The sequence below is a fragment of the Aquipseudomonas alcaligenes NBRC 14159 genome, from assembly GCF_000467105.1.
GTDB classification, from domain to species: Bacteria; Pseudomonadota; Gammaproteobacteria; order Pseudomonadales; family Pseudomonadaceae; genus Aquipseudomonas; species Aquipseudomonas alcaligenes.
In genome coordinates, this window is the sequence record NZ_BATI01000049.1 from 1 (window position 1) to 18432 (window position 18432).

General features: G+C 60.0%; 14 protein-coding genes and 3 tRNA genes. 6 read left to right on the plus strand and 11 right to left on the minus strand.

Annotated features, from left to right (window positions below; all coding sequences use genetic code 11):
• On the minus strand, positions 1–1979 hold a 1979-nt coding region (locus tag PA6_RS20425; protein ID WP_043217172.1), incomplete at its 3' end, for a type I secretion system permease/ATPase.
• A gap of 187 nt (positions 1980–2166) precedes the next feature.
• Positions 2167–3234: a hypothetical protein gene (locus PA6_RS20430; protein WP_021702882.1), complete on the minus strand. Its 1068-nt coding sequence runs from the start codon at positions 3232–3234 to the stop codon at positions 2167–2169.
• 113 nt (positions 3235–3347) lie between these two features.
• Between PA6_RS20430 and PA6_RS23065 the strand changes: the two genes are divergently transcribed.
• The 3 genes from PA6_RS23065 to istB (PA6_RS20440) all read left to right on the plus strand — a co-directional run bounded on the left by PA6_RS23065 (position 3348) and on the right by istB (PA6_RS20440) (position 6200).
• Positions 3348–3653, plus strand: coding sequence for a hypothetical protein (locus tag PA6_RS23065; protein ID WP_021702883.1), 306 nt, complete (start codon positions 3348–3350; stop codon positions 3651–3653).
• Positions 3654–3918: 265 nt separating this feature from the next.
• Entirely contained in the window at positions 3919–5463 is a 1545-nt protein-coding gene (gene istA / locus PA6_RS20435) for an IS21 family transposase (RefSeq protein ID WP_021702884.1), read from the plus strand.
• On the plus strand, positions 5460–6200 hold the full coding sequence (gene istB, locus PA6_RS20440) for an IS21-like element helper ATPase IstB (protein ID WP_021702885.1): 741 nt from the start codon (positions 5460–5462) through the stop codon (positions 6198–6200). Before istA (PA6_RS20435) ends, istB (PA6_RS20440) begins: the two co-directional genes overlap by 4 nt.
• A 575-nt stretch (positions 6201–6775) precedes the next feature.
• Here istB (PA6_RS20440) and istB (PA6_RS20445) read toward each other — a convergent pair.
• The 5 genes from istB (PA6_RS20445) to PA6_RS20465 form a co-directional block, all read right to left on the minus strand.
• The gene (istB, locus tag PA6_RS20445; protein WP_021702886.1) at positions 6776–7531 is read right to left on the minus strand and encodes an IS21-like element helper ATPase IstB; all 756 of its coding nucleotides are present in this window, start codon (positions 7529–7531) and stop codon (positions 6776–6778) included.
• A gap of 17 nt (positions 7532–7548) precedes the next feature.
• Entirely contained in the window at positions 7549–9063 is a 1515-nt protein-coding gene (gene istA, locus PA6_RS20450; RefSeq protein ID WP_043217171.1) for an IS21 family transposase, read from the minus strand.
• A 928-nt stretch (positions 9064–9991) separates the two neighbouring features.
• Positions 9992–10068 (minus strand) — tRNA-Arg (locus PA6_RS20455).
• 5 nt (positions 10069–10073) lie between these two features.
• Positions 10074–10147 (minus strand) — tRNA-Gly (locus PA6_RS20460).
• 1 nt (position 10148) lies between these two features.
• Positions 10149–10236 (minus strand) — tRNA-Ser (locus PA6_RS20465).
• Between the two features lie 261 nt (positions 10237–10497).
• On the opposite strand from PA6_RS20465, the gene PA6_RS20470 reads away from it, so the two are divergent.
• Together PA6_RS20470 and PA6_RS20475 are read left to right on the plus strand one after the other, a co-directional pair.
• The gene (locus PA6_RS20470) at positions 10498–11244 is read left to right on the plus strand and encodes a hypothetical protein (protein WP_021702890.1); all 747 of its coding nucleotides are present in this window, start codon (positions 10498–10500) and stop codon (positions 11242–11244) included.
• A 129-nt stretch (positions 11245–11373) separates the two neighbouring features.
• Entirely contained in the window at positions 11374–12060 is a 687-nt protein-coding gene (locus PA6_RS20475) for a CPBP family intramembrane glutamic endopeptidase (RefSeq protein ID WP_021702891.1), read from the plus strand.
• 136 nt (positions 12061–12196) lie between these two features.
• Here the strand turns inward: PA6_RS20475 and PA6_RS20480 are convergent, their stop codons facing one another.
• Complete coding sequence (locus PA6_RS20480; protein ID WP_021702892.1) at positions 12197–13231, minus strand: hypothetical protein; 1035 nt, start codon at positions 13229–13231, stop codon at positions 12197–12199.
• A gap of 72 nt (positions 13232–13303) precedes the next feature.
• A protein-coding gene (locus tag PA6_RS20485; RefSeq protein ID WP_115287914.1) for an IS3 family transposase occupies positions 13304–14424 on the minus strand; the annotation gives its coding sequence in 2 pieces (ribosomal slippage) (positions 13304–14166 and positions 14166–14424; 1122 coding nt in all).
• Between the two features lie 200 nt (positions 14425–14624).
• On the opposite strand from PA6_RS20485, the gene PA6_RS20495 reads away from it, so the two are divergent.
• Positions 14625–16085, plus strand: a complete 1461-nt coding sequence (locus PA6_RS20495; RefSeq protein WP_021702894.1) for a Shedu immune nuclease family protein — start codon at positions 14625–14627, stop codon at positions 16083–16085.
• A 96-nt stretch (positions 16086–16181) separates the two neighbouring features.
• Here the strand turns inward: PA6_RS20495 and PA6_RS20500 are convergent, their stop codons facing one another.
• Entirely contained in the window at positions 16182–17345 is a 1164-nt protein-coding gene (locus tag PA6_RS20500) for a DNA methyltransferase (protein ID WP_021702895.1), read from the minus strand.
• 90 nt (positions 17346–17435) lie between these two features.
• Complete coding sequence (locus tag PA6_RS23550) at positions 17436–18317, minus strand: glyoxalase superfamily protein (RefSeq protein WP_021702896.1); 882 nt, start codon at positions 18315–18317, stop codon at positions 17436–17438.
• Between the last annotated feature and the right edge of the window lie 115 nt (positions 18318–18432).

Here is an 18432-nt window from a genome sequence, read left to right on the forward strand (position 1 = left end):
CCCTTGCAGATGGCCTGCATGTTCTGCTGGATCACCCGCTCGGACTCGTAGTCCAGGGCGCTGGTGGCCTCGTCGAAGATCAGCACCCGCGGGTTGCCGATCAGTGCGCGGGCGATGGCGATGCGCTGGCGCTGGCCGCCGGACAGCGAGGCGCCGTGCTCGCCGACCACGGTGTCGTAGCCTTCCGGCAGCTCGAGAATGAACTCGTGGGCACCGGCCAGCTTGGCGGCCTGCATCACCGCTTCCAGCGGCGCGCCGGGATCGGTCAGGGCGATGTTCTCGCGAATGCTGCGGGCGAACAGCATGTTGTCCTGCAGCACCACGCCGATCTGCCGGCGCAGCGAGGAGACATCAGCAAGGGCCAGATCCATACCATCAACCAGTACCCTACCACGCTCGGGGGTGTAAAGACGCTGCAGCAGGCGGGTCAGGGTGCTCTTGCCGGAGCCGGAGCGGCCGACCACACCAATCACCTCGCCGGCGTTGATCTGCAGGCTGACGCCACGCAGCACCTCGGAGCCGTCCGGGCGGTAGCGGAAGTGCACCTGGTCGAATTCGATCTGACCCTTGAGCGGCGGCAAGGCGCTGCGGGTAGCCTGGGACAGTTCGGTGCGGGCATTGAGGATGTCACCCAGGCGCTGCACCGATACGCCGGTCTGCTGGAAGTTGGTCCACAGCTGAGCCAGGCGCATGATCGGCTGCGACACACGGCCGGCCAGCATATTGAAGGCAATCAGCTGGCCCACCGTCAGATCGCCCTCGATGACCAGACGCGCGCCCAGCCACAGGGTGGCCACGGTGACTAGCTTGCCCACCAGGCCCACGCTTTCGTTGGCGAGGGTCGACAGGGTCTGGGTCTTGAAGCTGGCGGCCGCGTAGCCGGCCAGCTGGTTGTCCCACTTGCGGTTGATCTGCGGCTCTACCGCCATGGCTTTCAAGGTGTCGATGCCGTTGACCGTTTCGACCAGGAAGGCCTGGTTCTCCGCTCCGCGCGAGAAGCTCTCGTTGAGCCGCGCGCGCAGCACCGGGGTAATTAGCAGGGAGATCAGGAAGTACAGCGGCAAGGACAAGATCACCACCAGCGTCAGCCAGCCGCTGTAGTAGAACATCACGGCAATGAAAACCACCGAGAACAGCACGTCGAGGATCAGGGTGATGGCGTTGCCGGTGAGGAAGCTGCGAATGTTCTCCAGCTCGCGCACCCGCGCCACCGAGTCGCCTACCCGGCGGGCCTGGAAGTAGGCCAGCGGCAAGGTCACCAGATGGCGGAACAACCGTGAACCCAGCTCCACGTCGATGCGGCTGGCGGTGTGGGCGAACACGTAGCTGCGCAGGCCGCTGAGCAAGGTCTCGAAGACCATGATGCCGAGCAGGCCGATGGCGATCACATCCAACGTCGACAGGCCGCGGTGCACCAGCACCTTGTCCATCACCACCTGGAAGAACAGCGGCGTGAGCAGCGCGAAGATCTGCAGCACGAAGGACACCAGCAGCACTTCGCCGAGCAGCTTGCGGTATTTGACGATGGCCGGGATGAACCAGGTGAAGTCGAACTTGGACAGCTCACCGGCAAGCGACGCCTCGGAGCGGATCAGCAGCAGCTCGCCGCTCCAGCGCTGCTCCAGCTGCTCGAAGCTAAGCACCTCAGGGCGCTGCGCGCGCGGGTCGTGGATCAGCGCTTTACCGTCGTCCAGGCGGGCGATGATGAAGTAGCGGCCTTCGTGATCGGCGGCGATTGCCGGCAGCGGCGTGGTATCTAAACGACTAAGGGAACTACGCGCGGACTTGGCCTTGAGGCCCAGCTTCTTGGCGGAAAGAAGGAGTTCGGCACGACCAAAACGCCGGCCATCCTCGGCGAACTCATGGGCCAGCTGCTCGGGCGAAGCCGCCACATTGTGGAAGCGCGCCAGCATCACCAGGCACGCCAGGCCTGTATCAGGCTCGGGCGCGATATCCGATCCTTGGATTTCGTCCAACATCTGCAGTCCCTGCATGAACATGGATTAACTGCAAGAAGCTATCACTTTGCCTCTACAGGTCAAGTCAGGAATTCTACCAAGCTAACGGTGTTGATTGCCTTTTACTCGGTAACTGCCAAATACAGCCTCACCCAGCAGAATCTGCATGGTCAGGTGTGGGGGCGTCCGTCGGACATGCAAAGATGCATCATCCAAGGAGCATGCTTCCCTCTGCGCCTGATGAGCGCTGAGTCCAAAAGCTCTTGGGAGGGAATGGTTCAGGCTTTGTAGAGTTAATGCTGCTCCAGCCCCATTGCCGCCAGCGCTCATCTTGTTCAAGTCGGCGAATCACTTCCGCCGGTACATCGGTGCCCGATGGTATGTACTGGGGGGCCAGGGCATGCACCACGTCGACGCCCGTCATGCCTGCCAGCAACCGACGCATGATGTGTACTCGCTGCAGCCAAGTCAGGCCGCGCCTCTTGCCTTCGGTTGTTTGGTACACAATCAGATTGAGCGCAGCCGAGCACTCAAGCATGTCCCTTCCGCTCATGCAGAATCGGCGATGCGGTGGCGAACCAAGCGGCAAAATGCGGTACGCAAAAAGATTGAGCAACGGCTCGGCCAACTCGCGGTTTTGCCACTCGATACCCATGATCAGCAGCACCGTATAAATGCTGTGCGCCAGACGCTCCGCATTCTTACGACTACCCTGCGCGATGGCTTCTCGCAGCAGCCAAGTCAACGCTGCCAGGGCATCCAAACTGGCGATGCGCTCCAGCTTTCTCATCAGCACAACGGTGACTCTGGCCCGCTGCCAGTAAACCTCGATACCACCGACAGGCTCGAACAGCACCGCCTGCACATCCGGCTTCAAGCGCTGCAGAAACGCCTCGCTTAGCGTGGTGCGAGATGGCTGATGTTTCAGGATGGCCCAAAGGGGATGCTGCAGTTCCTGCAATGAGCCTGGCACTCGGGCATCAATACGGGCTGCCAGCTTGGCCTGAGGGGTATGCCGGCCAGCCGCATAGCGCTGCCATTTGCAGCGGTTACTGGTAATCCCATCCTGCTTGCGAAATGACTCCGGCTCGAAATGCTGTTCGAGCTTGTAGGCCGTCGCCAACCCCGTGCGCTGCCGCAGCCCTTCATACCAATACCGCACGCGCAGAACCTCCGCCTGATCGCGCTTGGCGGGAACGGCTGTTCGGTGCCGTCTGTTTCGCAGGCTCGCGCGAAAACTCATGAGCAGCGCATTGATGCGTTTAAATTCAGTCACTTAGCGTCATCCGGCGCGAGTAAATACAGTAAAAGTTGGTTGAGAGGTTACGGCTCGTACAGGGCCAGCGACTTCTCTACCATGATCCGCAACTACGCGAAACGACGAGCGCCATGAACGAACAGAGCCCTATTCAGCGCCTGACTGACGAACTTGAACATGATTTGACGGGGCGTTATGGGGTGATGCTGGGTAGCAACGCCCTGTGGCGAGAGTTGGGCTTTCGCTCGCCGGCAGCATTTCGCGTGGCGCTGTCGAGAGGAATGATCGACGTGCCGTTTTTTACACTGCCCAACCGGCGCGGCAGGTTCGCGCTGGCGAAAGACATTGCCGGTTGGATTGCCTGTCAGCGCCACGCGGTGCAGAGCAGCGAACCTGATGGTTCGCGCAATCAACCAATGCCATCGAACGACAGCTGAGCACATGTTCGACCACTGGAAGCCTGAACAACGAGGAGAAACACCATGAGCCCTGACTGATTCGCAGCATTGCAGGCCATGGAAATGCAAAAGGCCTGGGGATTGCGGCCCCAGGCCTTTGCGAGAAACGTCAGGTTGAACCCCAGACGTCCTCATTCTGTGTTTCCCCGTGCCGGGCGTCAACCCGGCCGCCTGCCCATTCGTCCATGAATTTGCATTGATCGTGACAGGCGAGGCGTAACCGCGCCTGCCACGGGGAGAACCTATGAGATTAACCATTGAGCAGCTCCGGCAGGCCGTGCGCCATGCCTGCAACCCTTCGTTATCGCATCGGGCGGTCGCGCGCCTTGCTGGGATATCACCCAATACCGTTCGCGGCCTGCGGGATCGACTGAGCCAACGGGAGGAGGACTGGGAACAGCTGCGCAAGTTAGAAGATGCCGCCCTGCAGGCCCGCTTCAGCGCTCGCACAGAGGGCAGCAGCCGTCGAGCCGTACCCAATTGGGCGAGCATCCATGAGCAGCTGCAACAGCGGGATGTCACGCTGGATCTGCTCTGGCAGGAATTCCGTGTGGGCGAACCGGACAGCGTGTCCTACGCACAATTCACTCGCCTCTACCGAGCCTGGCGTAACCAGCAGAAAATCAGCATGCGGCAAATCCATAAGCCCGGCGACAAGCTGTTTGTGGATTTCTGCGGACGTACCATGCCTATCGTTAATCGCGACACTGGCGAAGTATCCAAGGCACAAGTTTTCGTCGGCACTCTCGGCGCTTCGGGCTACCTGTTTGCCACGGCGGTAGCCAGTCAAACCATCGCCGACTGGCTGCACTGCCATAGGCTTGCTCTGGAGCATCTCGGCGGCGTGCCGCGCTATGCCGTGCCAGACAACCTGAAAGCAGCAGTACTCAAGAGTGGCAAAGACAACATTCAACTGAATCCTGCCTATCAGGAGTTCGCCGAGCACTATGGTTTCAGCATCCATCCCGCTCGTCCTCGGCGCCCACAAGACAAGTCCTTGGCCGAGATTGGTGTGCAGATCGTGCAGCGCTGGGTATTGGCGCGGTTGCGCCACCACACCTTCTTTTCGTTGGCGGAACTGAATGAGCGCCTCGACTACTGGATGGGCCGCCTGAATGAGCGCACCACCCGAACCTATCCGAAGAGCCGACTGGTTCGCTTTCAGGAGCTGGATGCTCCAGAGCTCCAGGATCTTCCGGCAGAGCCGTATGCCTACAGCCAGTGGCGCTACCAAATCCGGGTGGCCAACGACTATCACCTGGAGCACAACGGTCACCACTACTCGGTACCGTTTCAATACATCCACCTGTTGGTGGATATCCGGGTCAACAGCGATCGCTTGGTGGTGTTCCATCAGCGTCGTCAGATTGCCAGTCATACCCTGGCTCTAGGAGTTGGCGTCACCACGGTACCGGAGCACCTGCCACCTCAGCATCGGCATCAGCGGGACACCCAGCCAGAAGCCTTGCTAGCTTGGGCCGAGTCCATCGGTCCCGCCACGCATGCCTATGCCCGGCGGAATTTGGAAGAACGTCCGGACTTCGCCAATGGATTGAAGGCGGTGATCGCCCTGCAGCGTGATACCCGCAAGGAACAGCTGCATGACCGCCTGGAGTCTGCCTGCGCTTACGCACTGGAACTGAACTGCCTGGGCTACGGCCGCTTGAGGTCAATTCTGCGCAGCGGCGCAGATCGCACCCGGCCAGCAGCAGCGGATAGCCCTGTGATTGAGCACGCCAACCTGCGCGGTGCGACCTATTACATTACCCAATCTGGAGAAACTGCATGACTGCCGCAAATACCACTCAACGGCTGGTCGAATTGGGGTTGCGTGGCATGGCCATGGCCTACGAGCGTCAGCGCGATCAGCCGGCTATCCAGACCCAAGCTTTCGACGTGCGATTGGGCAACCTGCTGGATGTCGAAGCCGCGGAGCGCGACAGCCGCAAGATCGAGCGTTACCTCAAAGCGGCCAAGTTGCGCTTCAGCCAGGCAGCCCTTGAGGATATTGAATACAGGAGCGACAGAGGACTGGATCGTAGCCAGGTCATGGCCTTGGCGGAAGGTGAGTGGATTCGGCGCAAGCAGAATCTGATCCTTACGGGGGCCACCGGCACTGGCAAGAGCTGGCTCGCTTGTGCTTTTGGCAACCAGGCTTGCCGCCAAGGCCTCACCACCTACTACTGCACCTCGACGCGGCTGTTTGAAGATATCAGCCGGTCGCATGCCGACGGCTCTCTGCCCAAGTTGCGCCGACAACTCATCAGGACGCAGTTGCTAATCATCGATGATCTGGGCATCGGCGGAATCGAGAAGCACCTCGGGCCTGTGCTACTGGAAATCATCGATCAGCAATCGATGAATGGGGCATTGCTGTTGACCAGTCAGTTCCCGACGGAGAAATGGTACGACCTGTTTGGCGACCCAACCATCGCAGATGCCATTCTGGATCGCATCGTTCATCGGGCACATATGCTGCCGCTGAGTGGAGAGTCGATGCGTAAGCGTAAAGGCAAGAAGCTCTGACGCCTCCTACCGCTTGCAACCCCAAAGCCGGTCACCAGTGACCGGCTTTTTCATTTAGACCAGAAATGGCCACGGCATGCGTGCAAGTCATGCAATCGCTGTTCAGGTTAAATGCAACTGCCGTTCAGCTGCTATGCAATTGGGTGCTCGGAGGGAATGCAATTCGCTGTGCAGATCAATGCTTTTCCCCAAACGGCTGAAGGATTGGGCACGATGTGCCGACCTTCAAGGAAGATGGGGCCCAGGATGGGCAGATTCAAAGCTAAAGGCGCCTTCAGGCGCCTTTTTTGATTCTGGCCGACGTGCAAGCTCCTCGCTGACTCTTGCTCCAAAAAACCTGCTCGTTAGGCACCATGGCGCAATAATGGTGGTGCCGATTGTCTCGCAGAGACACGGCTGCCTGCCCACACACTGCGCTCAATCCACCTGCAGGCTTCCCGGGTAGAGCGGAAAGGTCTGCTCTACTTGGATGCGGATTCCACGCCATTCGGACACTCAGCCCACGCTGATCCGGACACCTGTTCCACGATCATTCGGACAGGCAGTCGGAGCGCAGCGACGCAGGGATGGCATTGTTAGTCTGGGGCTCCCGGCGTCGTCAATTTCTTCGCTCGTTTGCGCATCGACTCGCCCTTGAGGTGGATCCGATAAGCGTTGTGCACCAGACGGTCGAGGATGGCGTCGGCCAATGTCGGATCGCCGATCAGTTCGTGCCAGTTGTCCACCGGCATCTGGCTGGTAACGATGGTCGAGCGCTGGCCGTAGCGGTCGTCCAGTAGCTCCAGCATGTCGCGCCGCTGTTCGGCGGTGAACGGGGCCAGGCCCCAGTCATCGAGGATCAGCAGGTCGGTCTTGGCGTAGCTGCTCATCAGCTTGGCGAAGCGCCCGTCGCCGTGGGCCAGGCCCAACTCTTCCAGTAGGCGCGGCAAGCGCAGGTAACGCACGCTGTAGCCCTCTCGGCAGGCCTGGTGCGCCAGGGCGCAGGCCAGCCAGGTCTTACCCACGCCGGTGGGGCCGCCGATGATCAGGTTGAGGCCGTCGCGTAGCCACTGGCCGCTGCGCAGCTGGAGGATCAGCGCCTTGTCGAGGCCGCGCGGGCTGCGGTAGTCGATGTCTTCGAGGCAGGCGTTGTGGCGCAGCCTGGCCTGACGCAGGCGGCTGCTCAGGCGCTTGTCGTCGCGCTCGGTCAGTTCGCGGTCGACCAGCAGGCCGAGGCGTTCCTCGAAGCTTAGGCTGTCGATGTCCGGGGTTTTCAGTTGTTCGGCGAGGGCCTTGAGCATGCCGTGCAGGCGCAGGGTCTGGAGCTTGTCCAGGGTCGGATGGGGCAGCATGGTGGGATTCCTTGGGGTCAGTGGTAGTAGCCGGGGCCGCGCAGGTTGGCGTGGTCGTCCGGCAACAGGGGCAGGTTGGCTTGAGCCAGTGGCAGGTTTTCCAGGCCCTGACGCAGGATCGATTCGAGGCTCTTGTAGCTGCACGCGCCGAGGCTGAGAGCGCGGCGACAGGCCAGCTCCAGGCGCACTTCGCCATGGGTCTTGCCGAGGCGCAGGATGCCCAGGCAGGCCCGGTAACCTTGGGTCGGGTGGATGCGCCGCTCGAGGATGTGACCGATCACGCCGGCGGTATTCGGCCCGGTCTGTTCGGCCCAGCGGATCAGCCGTTGCGGCGTCCATTCGGCATGCTCGCGGTGGCTCTTGGGCATGTGCTCGGTCTGCGTGCTGTGCCGGCCCTTGTGCGGCGAGCGCAGGTGGCTGGCCACCCGCTGATTGGCGTGGAAGCACTCCACCGTGCGCGCCGTCAGGCGCACCTCCAGCGGCTTCTTCACCAGTTGGTAGGGCACCGAGTAGTAATGGCCGTCGACCTCGACGTGGTAGTCGATATGCACCCGCGCCTTCTTCCACTCGGCATAGACGTAGGGCTGCTCCGGCAGCGGGCGTAGCGCGGGCCGATCCAGGGCTTCGAAGGCCGAGTGCCGGGAGCCCGGCAGCTTGCGAAACGGTCGGCGGTTGAGCCGCTCCAGCAGCACGGAGATGGCGCTGTTGAGTTCGTCCAGGGAGAAGAACTGACGGTTGCGCAGGGCGGCGAGGATCCAGCGCTCGACCACCTGCACGCCGACTTCGGCCTTGGCCTTGTCGCGCGGCTTGCGCGCCCGCGCCGGCACCACCGCCACACCGTAGTGCTCGGCCAGGTCGCGGTAGCTGGGGTTGATGTCCGGCTCGTAGCGATGGCTCTTGCTCACCGCACTGCGCAGGTTGTCCGGCACCACAATCTCCGGCACCCCGCCGAGGAAGGCGAAGCAACGGACGTGGGAGCCCAGCCAGTCCGGCAACTGCTGCGACCAAGTCGCCTCGGCAAAAGTGTAGCTGGAGGCGCCGAGCACCGCGACGAACACCTGGGCCTGGCGGATCTCGCCACTGTGGCGGTCGATCACCGGCACCGTCTGCCCGGCGTAGTCGACGAACAGCTTCTCGCCGACGCGGTGCTCCTGGCGCATCACCACGTCCAATTTGCCGGCCCAGGCTCGGTAGTGTTCGCAAAACCAGCTGTACTGGAAGCCCTGCGACTGGCTCAGGCGGTACTCCTGCCAGAGCAGTGCCAGGGTCACGCCGGGGCGGCGCAGCTCGGCATGTACCCAGGCCCAGTCGGGCAGTGGCCGCTGCTCGCTGGGCACCGCCGGGGTAGGTGGAAACAGCTGGCGCTCCAGCTCGGCATCGGACAACGAACAGGGCCAGCTGAGGCCGCTGGCGGCAAAGCGACAGAGGTAATCACCGGCACTGCTGTGGCCAGTGCCCAGACTGCGGGCGATCTTGCGCACGGACAGGCCGCAGTCGAACTTGAGGCGCAACACCTCTCGGATTTTACGCATGGATAAACGCTCCACGACGACCTCTTTGCTTCGAAAAAGAGGTCGATGGTAGTGAATAAATCCTGCGTAGCTGCCTGCCTGGAAAGTGTCCGGATGGCCGTGGAATCGGTGTCCGGATCAGCGTGGAATCACTGTCCGGATGTGCGTGGAATGGGTGTCCGAGTCAGCGTGGAATCCGCAACTTGGATCCAGTCGCGACTTATGGTCAGGCTCTCAAGAGAGACGAATACGGTATCAAGTGGCGGTTCTTGAAATCCGGGCAAGTCGTTCCAAGGGTCAAAGACGACAATGCCGAAAAGCGGGTGAGAGAAGGCGACAACCCAGTGCCAGTGAGTTCTTCCCCTTGACCTGCCGGTGACGCACTTTAGGCATCCCAGACCCTTGAAGTTGCTCCAACCCGCCCACTTCTTCATTTCGGTGTGCCGGCCGGTCGACGCTAGAGCCATTAGCATTTCGTAGCCGGCGGTGGAGTAGGGCGGTCGTGATTTCCTTCGAACCCCGAGACCAACGCGCTTGAAGTGGGCCCGCGCTACCTCGTATGTCAGACCAGTAGCCATGGCCAGGCACGCCGTTCCGCAGCCGTAGCTGTCCTCGATCATGAGCTTTCGCACTCCGCATGACTGAATCCAGCTGGGATGGTTCATGTTGTGCCTGCAGCTGTGCGAATGACTGGCATCCAGCCGCGGATCTCGCGCTTGTCGAGGGCTTCGCCGGTGGCCACGTCGTACCAGGTGGTTGAGACGCCGTTTGTGTCGATAACAACGGTTACTCGAGCAGTCAGTTCGCCTCTTGATCGGTGGAAGGCACGGATCAAAGCGCCAGGGGAGGGGAGGGCTGATAGAGGCTTCATGAGAGGTACCACCTGCATAGGAAGCCTCTCTGTAGGAAGACCTTACGCCCCCGCATGCTGTGTGCGAGGGCGCGATAATGGCGTCTCAGAGAGGGTTCGAACCTCCGACCTGCCCCTTAGGAGGGGGCCGCTCTATCCAGCTGAGCTACTAAGACATGTTTGGAGCGGGCAGCGGGAATCGAACCCGCGTCATCAGCTTGGAAGGCTGAGGTTCTACCTCTGAACTATGCCCGCGTGGCGGGTGAGAAGGGATTCGAACCCTTGGACGGTTACCCGTCGGCGGTTTTCAAGACCGCTGCAATCGACCTCTCTGCCACCCACCCGCAATCGTTGCGGCAAGGTCATCGTAACGGCGGTTGACATGGATTCAAGCCAAAAGCCGCTCGTGAAGTGCTTTCGACCTCCAGGTTGCCGGTGAAGCTAACCACATGGGATAGTTGGCCATGCGCAGAGCAGGCTGCGCGCCGCCCACAAAGGCGAAGCTCCAGTGGCACCTGACTTCCGCAACACCTCGATCTGAACTCTCAACCGATGCTGGTTGAGGGAAGTGGGCTCACCTCATATGCCGGCAACCGGAGAGAGCTATGGATCTCGATCGCCTGAACAAACGGGCCAAGAACCTCAAGAAATTCCTGCCGGAGTTCGTCGCCGTGCACGGCGCAACACCCGCGCTATCAGCCTGCCAAGAGCTGGCAGCCAGGCTCGAAGGAATACCCAGCTACCATGCGGCGCAACAGCGCGCCAGTTCCGGTCCTGCACCAGCGAAGAAGGTGAGTTCTGCCCTGGGAGCACTAGAGTGCTGGATTTGGGAGGACATCAAGGGCTGGCGCAAGCCCCGGGCCTGGCAGGAACCTGGTTCTGCAGTCCTATCACTATCACGGCGCGACTCAGACATGGCAGAGATCGAGGGCATGCTTGATGACCACCTCGAAAAGTCTCTGCCCGGCCCCGTCAGCTATCTGAAGGAGATGTCACCCAAGGCTCTACAGAAGCTGGTGAAGCTGTCCGAAAAGGCTCGGGAAATGGAGCCCGGGTTTCTGTATGCCACGGCACTCCAAGTCGGGGCTCTTACTGAGTTGAATCGGGCAGAGGAGGCTGCATGGTTGGGGGCTGCTCAGGTTGCACTTGTCGACTTCCAGGTGCTCCCTCCAGGTTTCGCTGGGGAGATTAGCTACCTAGAAGCTTCAAACCGGGGGTACCACCGACTGAACCACCATCTGGTTCTTGCGCTGCAGGCCTGCGGCCGCCATGAGGAGGCTGCGGCAGTAGCCCACAAGATGGTTCGCTTCTGGCCCAGGGACAATCTTGGATTCCGGCTCCTCGTGCCTTAGTAGGGTTTGTGCGTAGCCTCCTGCAGAGTGAATCACCGAAGCCGCTTCCGCAAACACAGTTTGGCTTTGCAAGGAGAGGGCAGCTGGCCAGAATCACGGCCTCAACACTCATCAACTAAGGAGCGCTCTGTGGAACTGGCCGTGCAAAGGGAAGAAGCCCCCAGGGCTCTAAGCTGGACAAGATTGCCTTACGCAATTTTGCTGTTCGTGCTCTGGCTGTTCACACAAGAAGTCGCGGGGTACCTGGCTGTATCGAACGGCTTCACAAGCTATTTGCTGGCCAGCAAGGTTACGGGAGGGGCGCTGTTCATGATGGCCGCGGCATGGGCTACACGCCGGTCAACAATCTGGCCCGCTCTGTGGTGGAGGTTCAAAGCTCGAGATTGGGCGATCGGCAGCATCCTGGTGCTGGTCGTGTATCTCACCGGCTTCGCAGCAGCTCAGCTTCTGGGCACACCTCAAGAGCAGAGGATGGCCAACCTCTTTGTCGGCCTTTCCAGCTTTGAATCGTTGATGCTGATCGCCGCGGTCATCATTGCAGCGCCAATCGGCGAGGAACTCGCATTCCGACATTTCCTGCAGGGCGGCCTGACTTTCCGAGAATCCCCGTTCTGGAACTGGGTTGCAGCGCTCCTCACCGCAATTGTTTTTGCGAGCTTGCACTCGAGTTACGCGCAGATGACGACCTACGCGACGCTTTTTGCGCTCGCAATGGTGCTCGGATGGATGAGGTTTCGGTCGAAATCCATCGCTCTGTTGGTGCTGCTACATGGTCAGGCCGGAGCAGTCGCTTTGCTACTAAATTTGCTTTACTGAAAGGATATCCCTTAAATATCAATAAGTTACCTCCGATAACGCTCATAATCGGAGGTTCTAGGCCCGCGCTCCATTATGCCTATTTGCTTACTGACAAAAAAAGCGACGAAGCCTGATCAAATAGAATCCCTCAAATTCACAGGATGCCAGGCAAGTGCGCGATGACGCCCGCAGTTGCAACGGCCAGGGCGGCCCAAAGCAGGCAAAGGACTGGCCTGGAAAGGCTGATCGTGAGGATCTGATCGCTAGCTGCACCAGAAGCCCTTGGTACTTTTGAGCCGGCGTCCTCCAGTTGCTGATGCAGAAACTCGGTTTTCTCGCTCAACACCACATTGAGCTGGTTGAGTTCCTGGATCCGGGCCTCCCGCTCGCTAGCCTCCCTGCACAGCACCTCTTCCCGATCAACGCTCGCCTGCAGCTCGCCAGCATACTGAGCAGCCTGCTCGCGCAGTTCGGTTCTCAGCTGTTGCACCTCGCGGCCGGCCGCTTCAGCGGCGGATTGAGCTGCACCAGCAGTCTTCTCTGCCGCCAGCTTTCCGCGGTGCCACTCGGACGCCATCTCGACAAAGCGCGGGAAAGCGAGGAACTGCACTCGCTCTTGGTTCCACCAGCTCTTCAGGTCGGAGATCTTCCTGGCCCCGATTGTTGGCGTGCCAGACGCTGAGGAATAGTAGAAACCAGCCCTCGTCACCATGCGCTCAATTCGCCGATCGTTATCAGTCCCATTGAGCTGGGCCGCTACAGGCAGCGTCACACTCTGGATCGCGTAGTTGCCGCGGAGCTCCACACTCTGCAGTTGGCGCACCAGCTGCCCCAGCAGGTAGGAACCAATCCCCTGATCCCGGTGCCGGATGTCCATCCCGTCTTCTGGGCCAAACACGATCGCAGCTTCTCGGTGGTCGACAATGGCCCATACGGTGTCCTGGGCCAGGCTGTACTCAGTGCCCGGCTCCCCTTCCCCACCTACCAGCTTGAAGCTCACCCTGAAGAACTCAGCACCCTTGTGTAGGTTCCCGTGCTGCCTGGTGCTCACCAGCTGAAACATCCCCAGCCGTTCGGCTCCGTCCGCGGCTACCAGCAGGCAGGCCCGTTCCTGGCCACTTAGGGGGGATTCATGGAGCTGCTTGCCGGCCAGTGCCAGGGTAGAGATGTTGCGGGTGCGTGAATTCATGGACTTCCAGATACGAGTGCCGGCCTGTGGCCTGAGGTGCTTTGTTGTGCCCGCAGCGACGTCCCCCCGTCTTCAGTAGCAGCTGGCTTTAGAGTCCTGGGGCAATGTAACGGTTTTCAAAGCCAGTTGCTCGGCATAGGCAGATGGGGTTAACCCACCAAGCCCTTTCTTGGGTCGCTCTTCGTTGTATTCCCGTCGCCAGGATTCAATAACCACCTTGGCGTGCGGCAGGCTGGTGAACCAGTGCTCGTTCAGGCATTCATCACGAAAGCGCCCATTGAACGATTCGATGTAGGCGTTCTGATTGGGCTTTCCCGGTTCAATCAGGAACAACTGAACGCCCCGCAGATGAGCCCAGGTCAGCATGGCGCGGCCGCAGAACTCCTTGCCGTTGTCCGTGCGGATGGCCTTGGGCAGCCCTCGTGACATCGCAAGACGATCCAGAATGCGTGTCAACGAGTGCCCGCTAATGGCCCGCTCCGGCACGATGGCAACTGCCTCATGGGTGGCGTCATCCACCACGGTCAGGCTCTTGATGACACGCCCCTCAGCCGTGCGATCAAACACAAAGTCCATCGACCAGACCTGGTTGGCGGCACGAGGGCGGCCCAGCGGCTGTCGATCTGCAATCGGGATCTTCTTGCGCTTACGCCTTTTCACCTGCAAGCGGGCTTCGGCATACAGGCGCTCCACCCGCTTGTGGTTGACCACCTCGCCAGCCTGGCGCAGCTTCAAATAGATCATCGCGGCGCCATAGCGGCGATGCCGATGCGCCAGGGCCACAATGCGCTCGCGCAGGCTCTGGTTGCGATCCGGCCTCGGTTGGTAGCGCAGAGCACTGGCGCTCATGCGCATCACCTGAAGCGCTCGGCGCTCACTCAAGCCGCGTGCCGTCATGTGGCGCACCAGCTCGCGACGGGAGGGTGCGCTCACCACTTTTTTCGCAACGCCTCGCGGGTGACTTCGATCTCCAGCATCGACTCGGCGAGCATTTTCTTCAGCCGGGCATTTTCGCTTTCCAGCTCCTTCAGGCGCTTGGCATCCGAAACGCTCATCCCGCCAAACTTGCTACGCCAGAGGTAGTAACTGGCCTCTGAAAAGCCGTGTCGACGACACAGCTCCTTGATCGGCAGCCCAGCCTCGGCTTCTCGTAGGAAGCCAATGATTTGCTCTTCAGTGAAACGCTTCTTCATGTCCAATCTCCTGGTTACTGGGATTGGACTCTAAAGCTGAGCGCTACTCAAATCGGGGGAGACGTCGGCAGCATAACAGCACCGAGCCATCTTTCAGCGCTCAGGTAGGTTCGGCGCAACTACTCAAGGTTTACCGCTCCGTTGACGATGGTCTATCCCGCTGCCACGCTCGGGCATCGCCAGCATTCAGGGAGCTTCGCATGGCTTCTGTTCCACACACCGAGTTTCGCAACCAGTCAAGGACAGATGGAGGCCCATTCCTGGCCCTGGAATCTCTGGATGAAACAGGGGCTCCCACCATTGGTGATGAAGTCCCTGTGTCCGTGGAGGTCTACTACTCAGATCTCCCCGTGCCGGAGGGCACTCCAGTAGGTGCTGATCCTTGGATCAGGATCATGAGCGTTGATGAGGACGGGCTGACTATCTGGCCAGTTCATCAGCGAGCCGGCACAGAGGAGTATGGAAAACCCATCTTTTACTCAATCAAGCAGCTCATCATCCCTAGGCCCTACGTCGACTTTGATGAGCTTCCTGAAACCCAAGAGGCCCTCGAAGACATGCTTGAAGGCCTGCCTACAGATTTCTATCGGGACTGGCGACATGGCTTAGGTGTGAAGTGGGAGTTCAGGAGCATCCTCTCTACGGTCGAGAACATGCCCGAGATCGATACTGTGTACTTCTGGGATGGTTCCGGTGATGTGGACAAGGAATACACTACCCACTCGTTCTACATTCTTCGCATGAGCACCTTCCAGTCCTTACGGAAGCGGCTTGCCGCGATTGGAAGCCGGCACCAGCGCGCCGCGCGTAGGGAAAAGCGAGTGGCCTGCAACAACACACTTCTTCATGGTGCAGATCCACTTAACTTCCCCAAAGAGCGTGTGGTGTTACCCGAAGGGGCGCTGGCGGAAATGGCCACGGCAGGCACCAGGGTGAAACTCTCCAAGGGTGATCAGCGAGCAGTAGTCCAGATGGTTCAGGACCACGCCGAGACTCTGGCAAAGGAGGAGCCGGCGGAGCTGCTGCGCTTGAAGGAGAACATCGAGCTTGTCAGCCTGGCCAGACTCATCGAGCGTTGCAGCGAGTTGCTGCAGCCATCCACTACAGAGACCAAGTGGCAAAAACTGCTCTCCGAGAACCCGTTTATCCTGTCTTTGGCCTTCCACTACCCAGTGATTTGCATTGGGGATGTTCCCTACGTCGGCGGCAAATCGCACACTGGGTCCGGGGGCTCACACAGCGATTTCTTGATGGCTGCTGTAGCCACCAGCAACCTCGCTCTCGTGGAGATCAAGGGGCCTGGTACTCCGATCGTTGGGAAGCCGTATAGGGGCATCTATCCGCCTTCTACCGATCTCTCCGGTGCGGTGGCGCAGGTTCTGAGCCAGCGCGGGGAGCTACAGCTCAACTTCATGTCTTCGGTTGGCCGCCCACTGGATCGCCAGGGGTTCCGCCCTCACTCAACTGCCTGCGTAGTGATAGCGGGCCTCCGGCCCACCGATGAGGAGCAGATGCAGGGGTTCGAGCAGTACCGACACACTCTGCAGGGAGTCCATGTCGTCACTTTTGACGAACTGGTCGAGAAGCTGAAGGCACTGCACACGTTGCTCGCCGGCGACCAGGCCACGCCGACGGCGGCGAGCGGCGCGGCTGCTACCTAACCTCTGGCGAATGCCGCCTCGATGTCTGGATTGAGTTCGAACCCAGGTCGGCCGCGGAATAGCTCGGCCCCTCCACGAATGTACTCCAGCTGGTTCTCAGCGATCATCCAGGTTCGGTCGCAGCATGTCGGCGGCCAGGGCGGTCATGCCTCTGCCCCCGAACACGTCCACGACGTGGTCACCAGGTTCAGTGAGCCACTGAATCAGGAACTCCGGCACCTTGAAGGCCATGCCCGCGCCGTGAACCGGAAGTCCCAACTCCGTGCACGCCTTGCGGTACTGGATGCCATAGCGGCATCGCTGCCCGTACTTGAGGATGTTCTTCGGGATACGGCCCGCAGTTGGGTTTGAGTAGCTGCCTGGACGGATCCTGTAGGCACCATCGGAGTAGCTCGCCTGGCGGCTCTCCCCTCCCCGCGCGATGAGCTTGAGGTGCTGCTCCGAGTGGGGCTGCAGAACCCGGCGATTGTCGGCTTTCCACCGGAGCGGATTAGAAAAAACGAGGATCGGTTCGTAGGCCACATTCAGCTGCTGCCGCGTGCGGGATGCCCACTGCATTGGACCAGGCGGCTTCGAGGATTCCCAGACCAATCGCTCCATGAGGTGCAGCTGGAACCGATCGCAGATCGTCAGAACCAGTCGCTCGAGGTAGGTAGATCTCGCCGGCGAATTCCTCATGAATGCGTCGTTGGTCGTGTTCAAGACCAGGGAGCCGTCCTCCTGTAGGGCCTCGACGACAGGGTCGATGACCTTGCATACGAAGTTTACGATCTCCTTCTCGCAAGGGTTGCCGTAAGCCCTGGAACTGGAGCCGGCCAAGCAGTACGGTGGTGAAGTAAGGCAAAGCGAGATAGGAATATCAACGCCCCGGAACACCTCTTCGCTGGCCCCCCAGATGGCCACACCGAGGCTTGTGCTGTAGCCGAGCAGCTTCACCCCCGGCTTTGACGCATGCAGGTTGCGCTTACCCTTCTCCGTCAGCTTCCAAACTCCGCGCCTGCCATCTACGCGCGTGAGGATGCCCATGGCTTTCAGGTCTTGCTGGAGCCAGCGGGCTTCTCGGGCGATCAGTGAGTGGTTTGCCCGTGACTTCCCGACGGGAGATTTCTCCTGAAAGGCCCCAGAGCTAAGCCCTGCACCAGCAGCCAGCCGGCTGTATAGCTCGGCATTCGACAGCTCAGCGTCTTCGTCAATTTGGTAGGCCTTCAGCAGATCATCAGTGCCAAAGTGCTCTCGCCGCTCACAGGTCTTGAGGCTCACTATTCCACGCTCCAGTAAGATATGAGCGGGATGGTAACGGCTGCCCCACTTCCGCGAGCTAAGGGCAGTCATTACCCAGCGGAAACGGCTCTATGGTGTGGTTGGGTTGTTAGCGATCACCGGCTCATGCCGAAGAATGCTCTTGAGAATTGTTGCGAGCTCATCGCGTCGCTGTTGAACCAACTGATTCCTCACGGATGGGTCTGACCAAACCAGTTCTTGATGGATCGTGAGAGCTAGACCGTTTGCACTCAAACGATCCAAAAGCATTTCTCCTGCCCCGTAGCTCCGAAGGTAGGACCGAACTCGCTCCAATCCGTAGCCTTGTTTGGCATGGATGGTTGCAACGACTTTCACACCTGCTTCTGCCAGAGCGACAGCTTGGAATGCCGTGGCCTCATCGCGGATCTCATCAAACAGCCGATAGTTTGCTTGGCCTTTGATATCGGAAGCATGTTGGTGATTTGCGGCCGCAAGCCATTCCATAACAGCATTTGCAGTAGTCGTTTTACCTTCGATGCCGAAGCCTGCAATAACCACCAAGGCTCCTCGGCCGCAGCTCATGTCGAGGACGCGGATCAAATCCGTTGCTACGTTTTGGTTCCCATCAAAGATCGAGGAGAAAGTAGGCTCTTGAGCGCCCTGCACCGTCACCTGGATGCTGTGCTCCTTTGCAACGCTACTCCCTGATTTTTTCAGTTGGTGCCTTACTGATGCGCATGCAGCATCCCAATTGGGATAGTTTTCTTCCTTCGCCACCAGCTCCAATGCTTGCGAGTGAGTGATTGAGACCTTGAGCATTTGAGCTACAGCGGCCCGTAGGCGTTTAGCCCGGGGCTTGAGGGTATCTATCGTCATTGGCGCTTGTTCCCATGTTGAGCCAGGCACGCCTATGGCGCAGTCGGAGTCCTCATTCTCGATGCCCGGCAATGGTTGCTGCGTAATTGCACGCACCTGAACACAGACTTGCATTGCCTCTGAACACTGAATCGCATTGGATCTGCACACCGAGTTACATCAGTGGTGAACAGCGGGCACACAAAAAAGCACAAGGCCCTTGCGGGCCTTGTGCTTACTTAGCATTCAA

Bases quoted from the DNA above. Each gene is read 5' to 3' on its own strand.
- PA6_RS23065 (WP_021702883.1), top strand. From the start codon at position 3,348: ATGAACGAACAGAGCCCTATTCAGCGCCTGACTGACGAACTTGAACAT.
- istA (WP_021702884.1), top strand. From the start codon at position 3,919: ATGAGATTAACCATTGAGCAGCTCCGGCAGGCCGTGCGCCATGCCTGC.
- istB (WP_021702885.1), top strand. From the start codon at position 5,460: ATGACTGCCGCAAATACCACTCAACGGCTGGTCGAATTGGGGTTGCGT.
- istB (WP_021702886.1), bottom strand. From the start codon at position 7,531: ATGCTGCCCCATCCGACCCTGGACAAGCTCCAGACCCTGCGCCTGCAC.
- istA (WP_043217171.1), bottom strand. From the start codon at position 9,063: ATGCGTAAAATCCGAGAGGTGTTGCGCCTCAAGTTCGACTGCGGCCTG.
- PA6_RS20470 (WP_021702890.1), top strand. From the start codon at position 10,498: ATGGATCTCGATCGCCTGAACAAACGGGCCAAGAACCTCAAGAAATTC.
- PA6_RS20480 (WP_021702892.1), bottom strand. From the start codon at position 13,231: ATGAATTCACGCACCCGCAACATCTCTACCCTGGCACTGGCCGGCAAG.
- PA6_RS20495 (WP_021702894.1), top strand. From the start codon at position 14,625: ATGGCTTCTGTTCCACACACCGAGTTTCGCAACCAGTCAAGGACAGAT.
- PA6_RS23550 (WP_021702896.1), bottom strand. From the start codon at position 18,317: ATGCAAGTCTGTGTTCAGGTGCGTGCAATTACGCAGCAACCATTGCCG.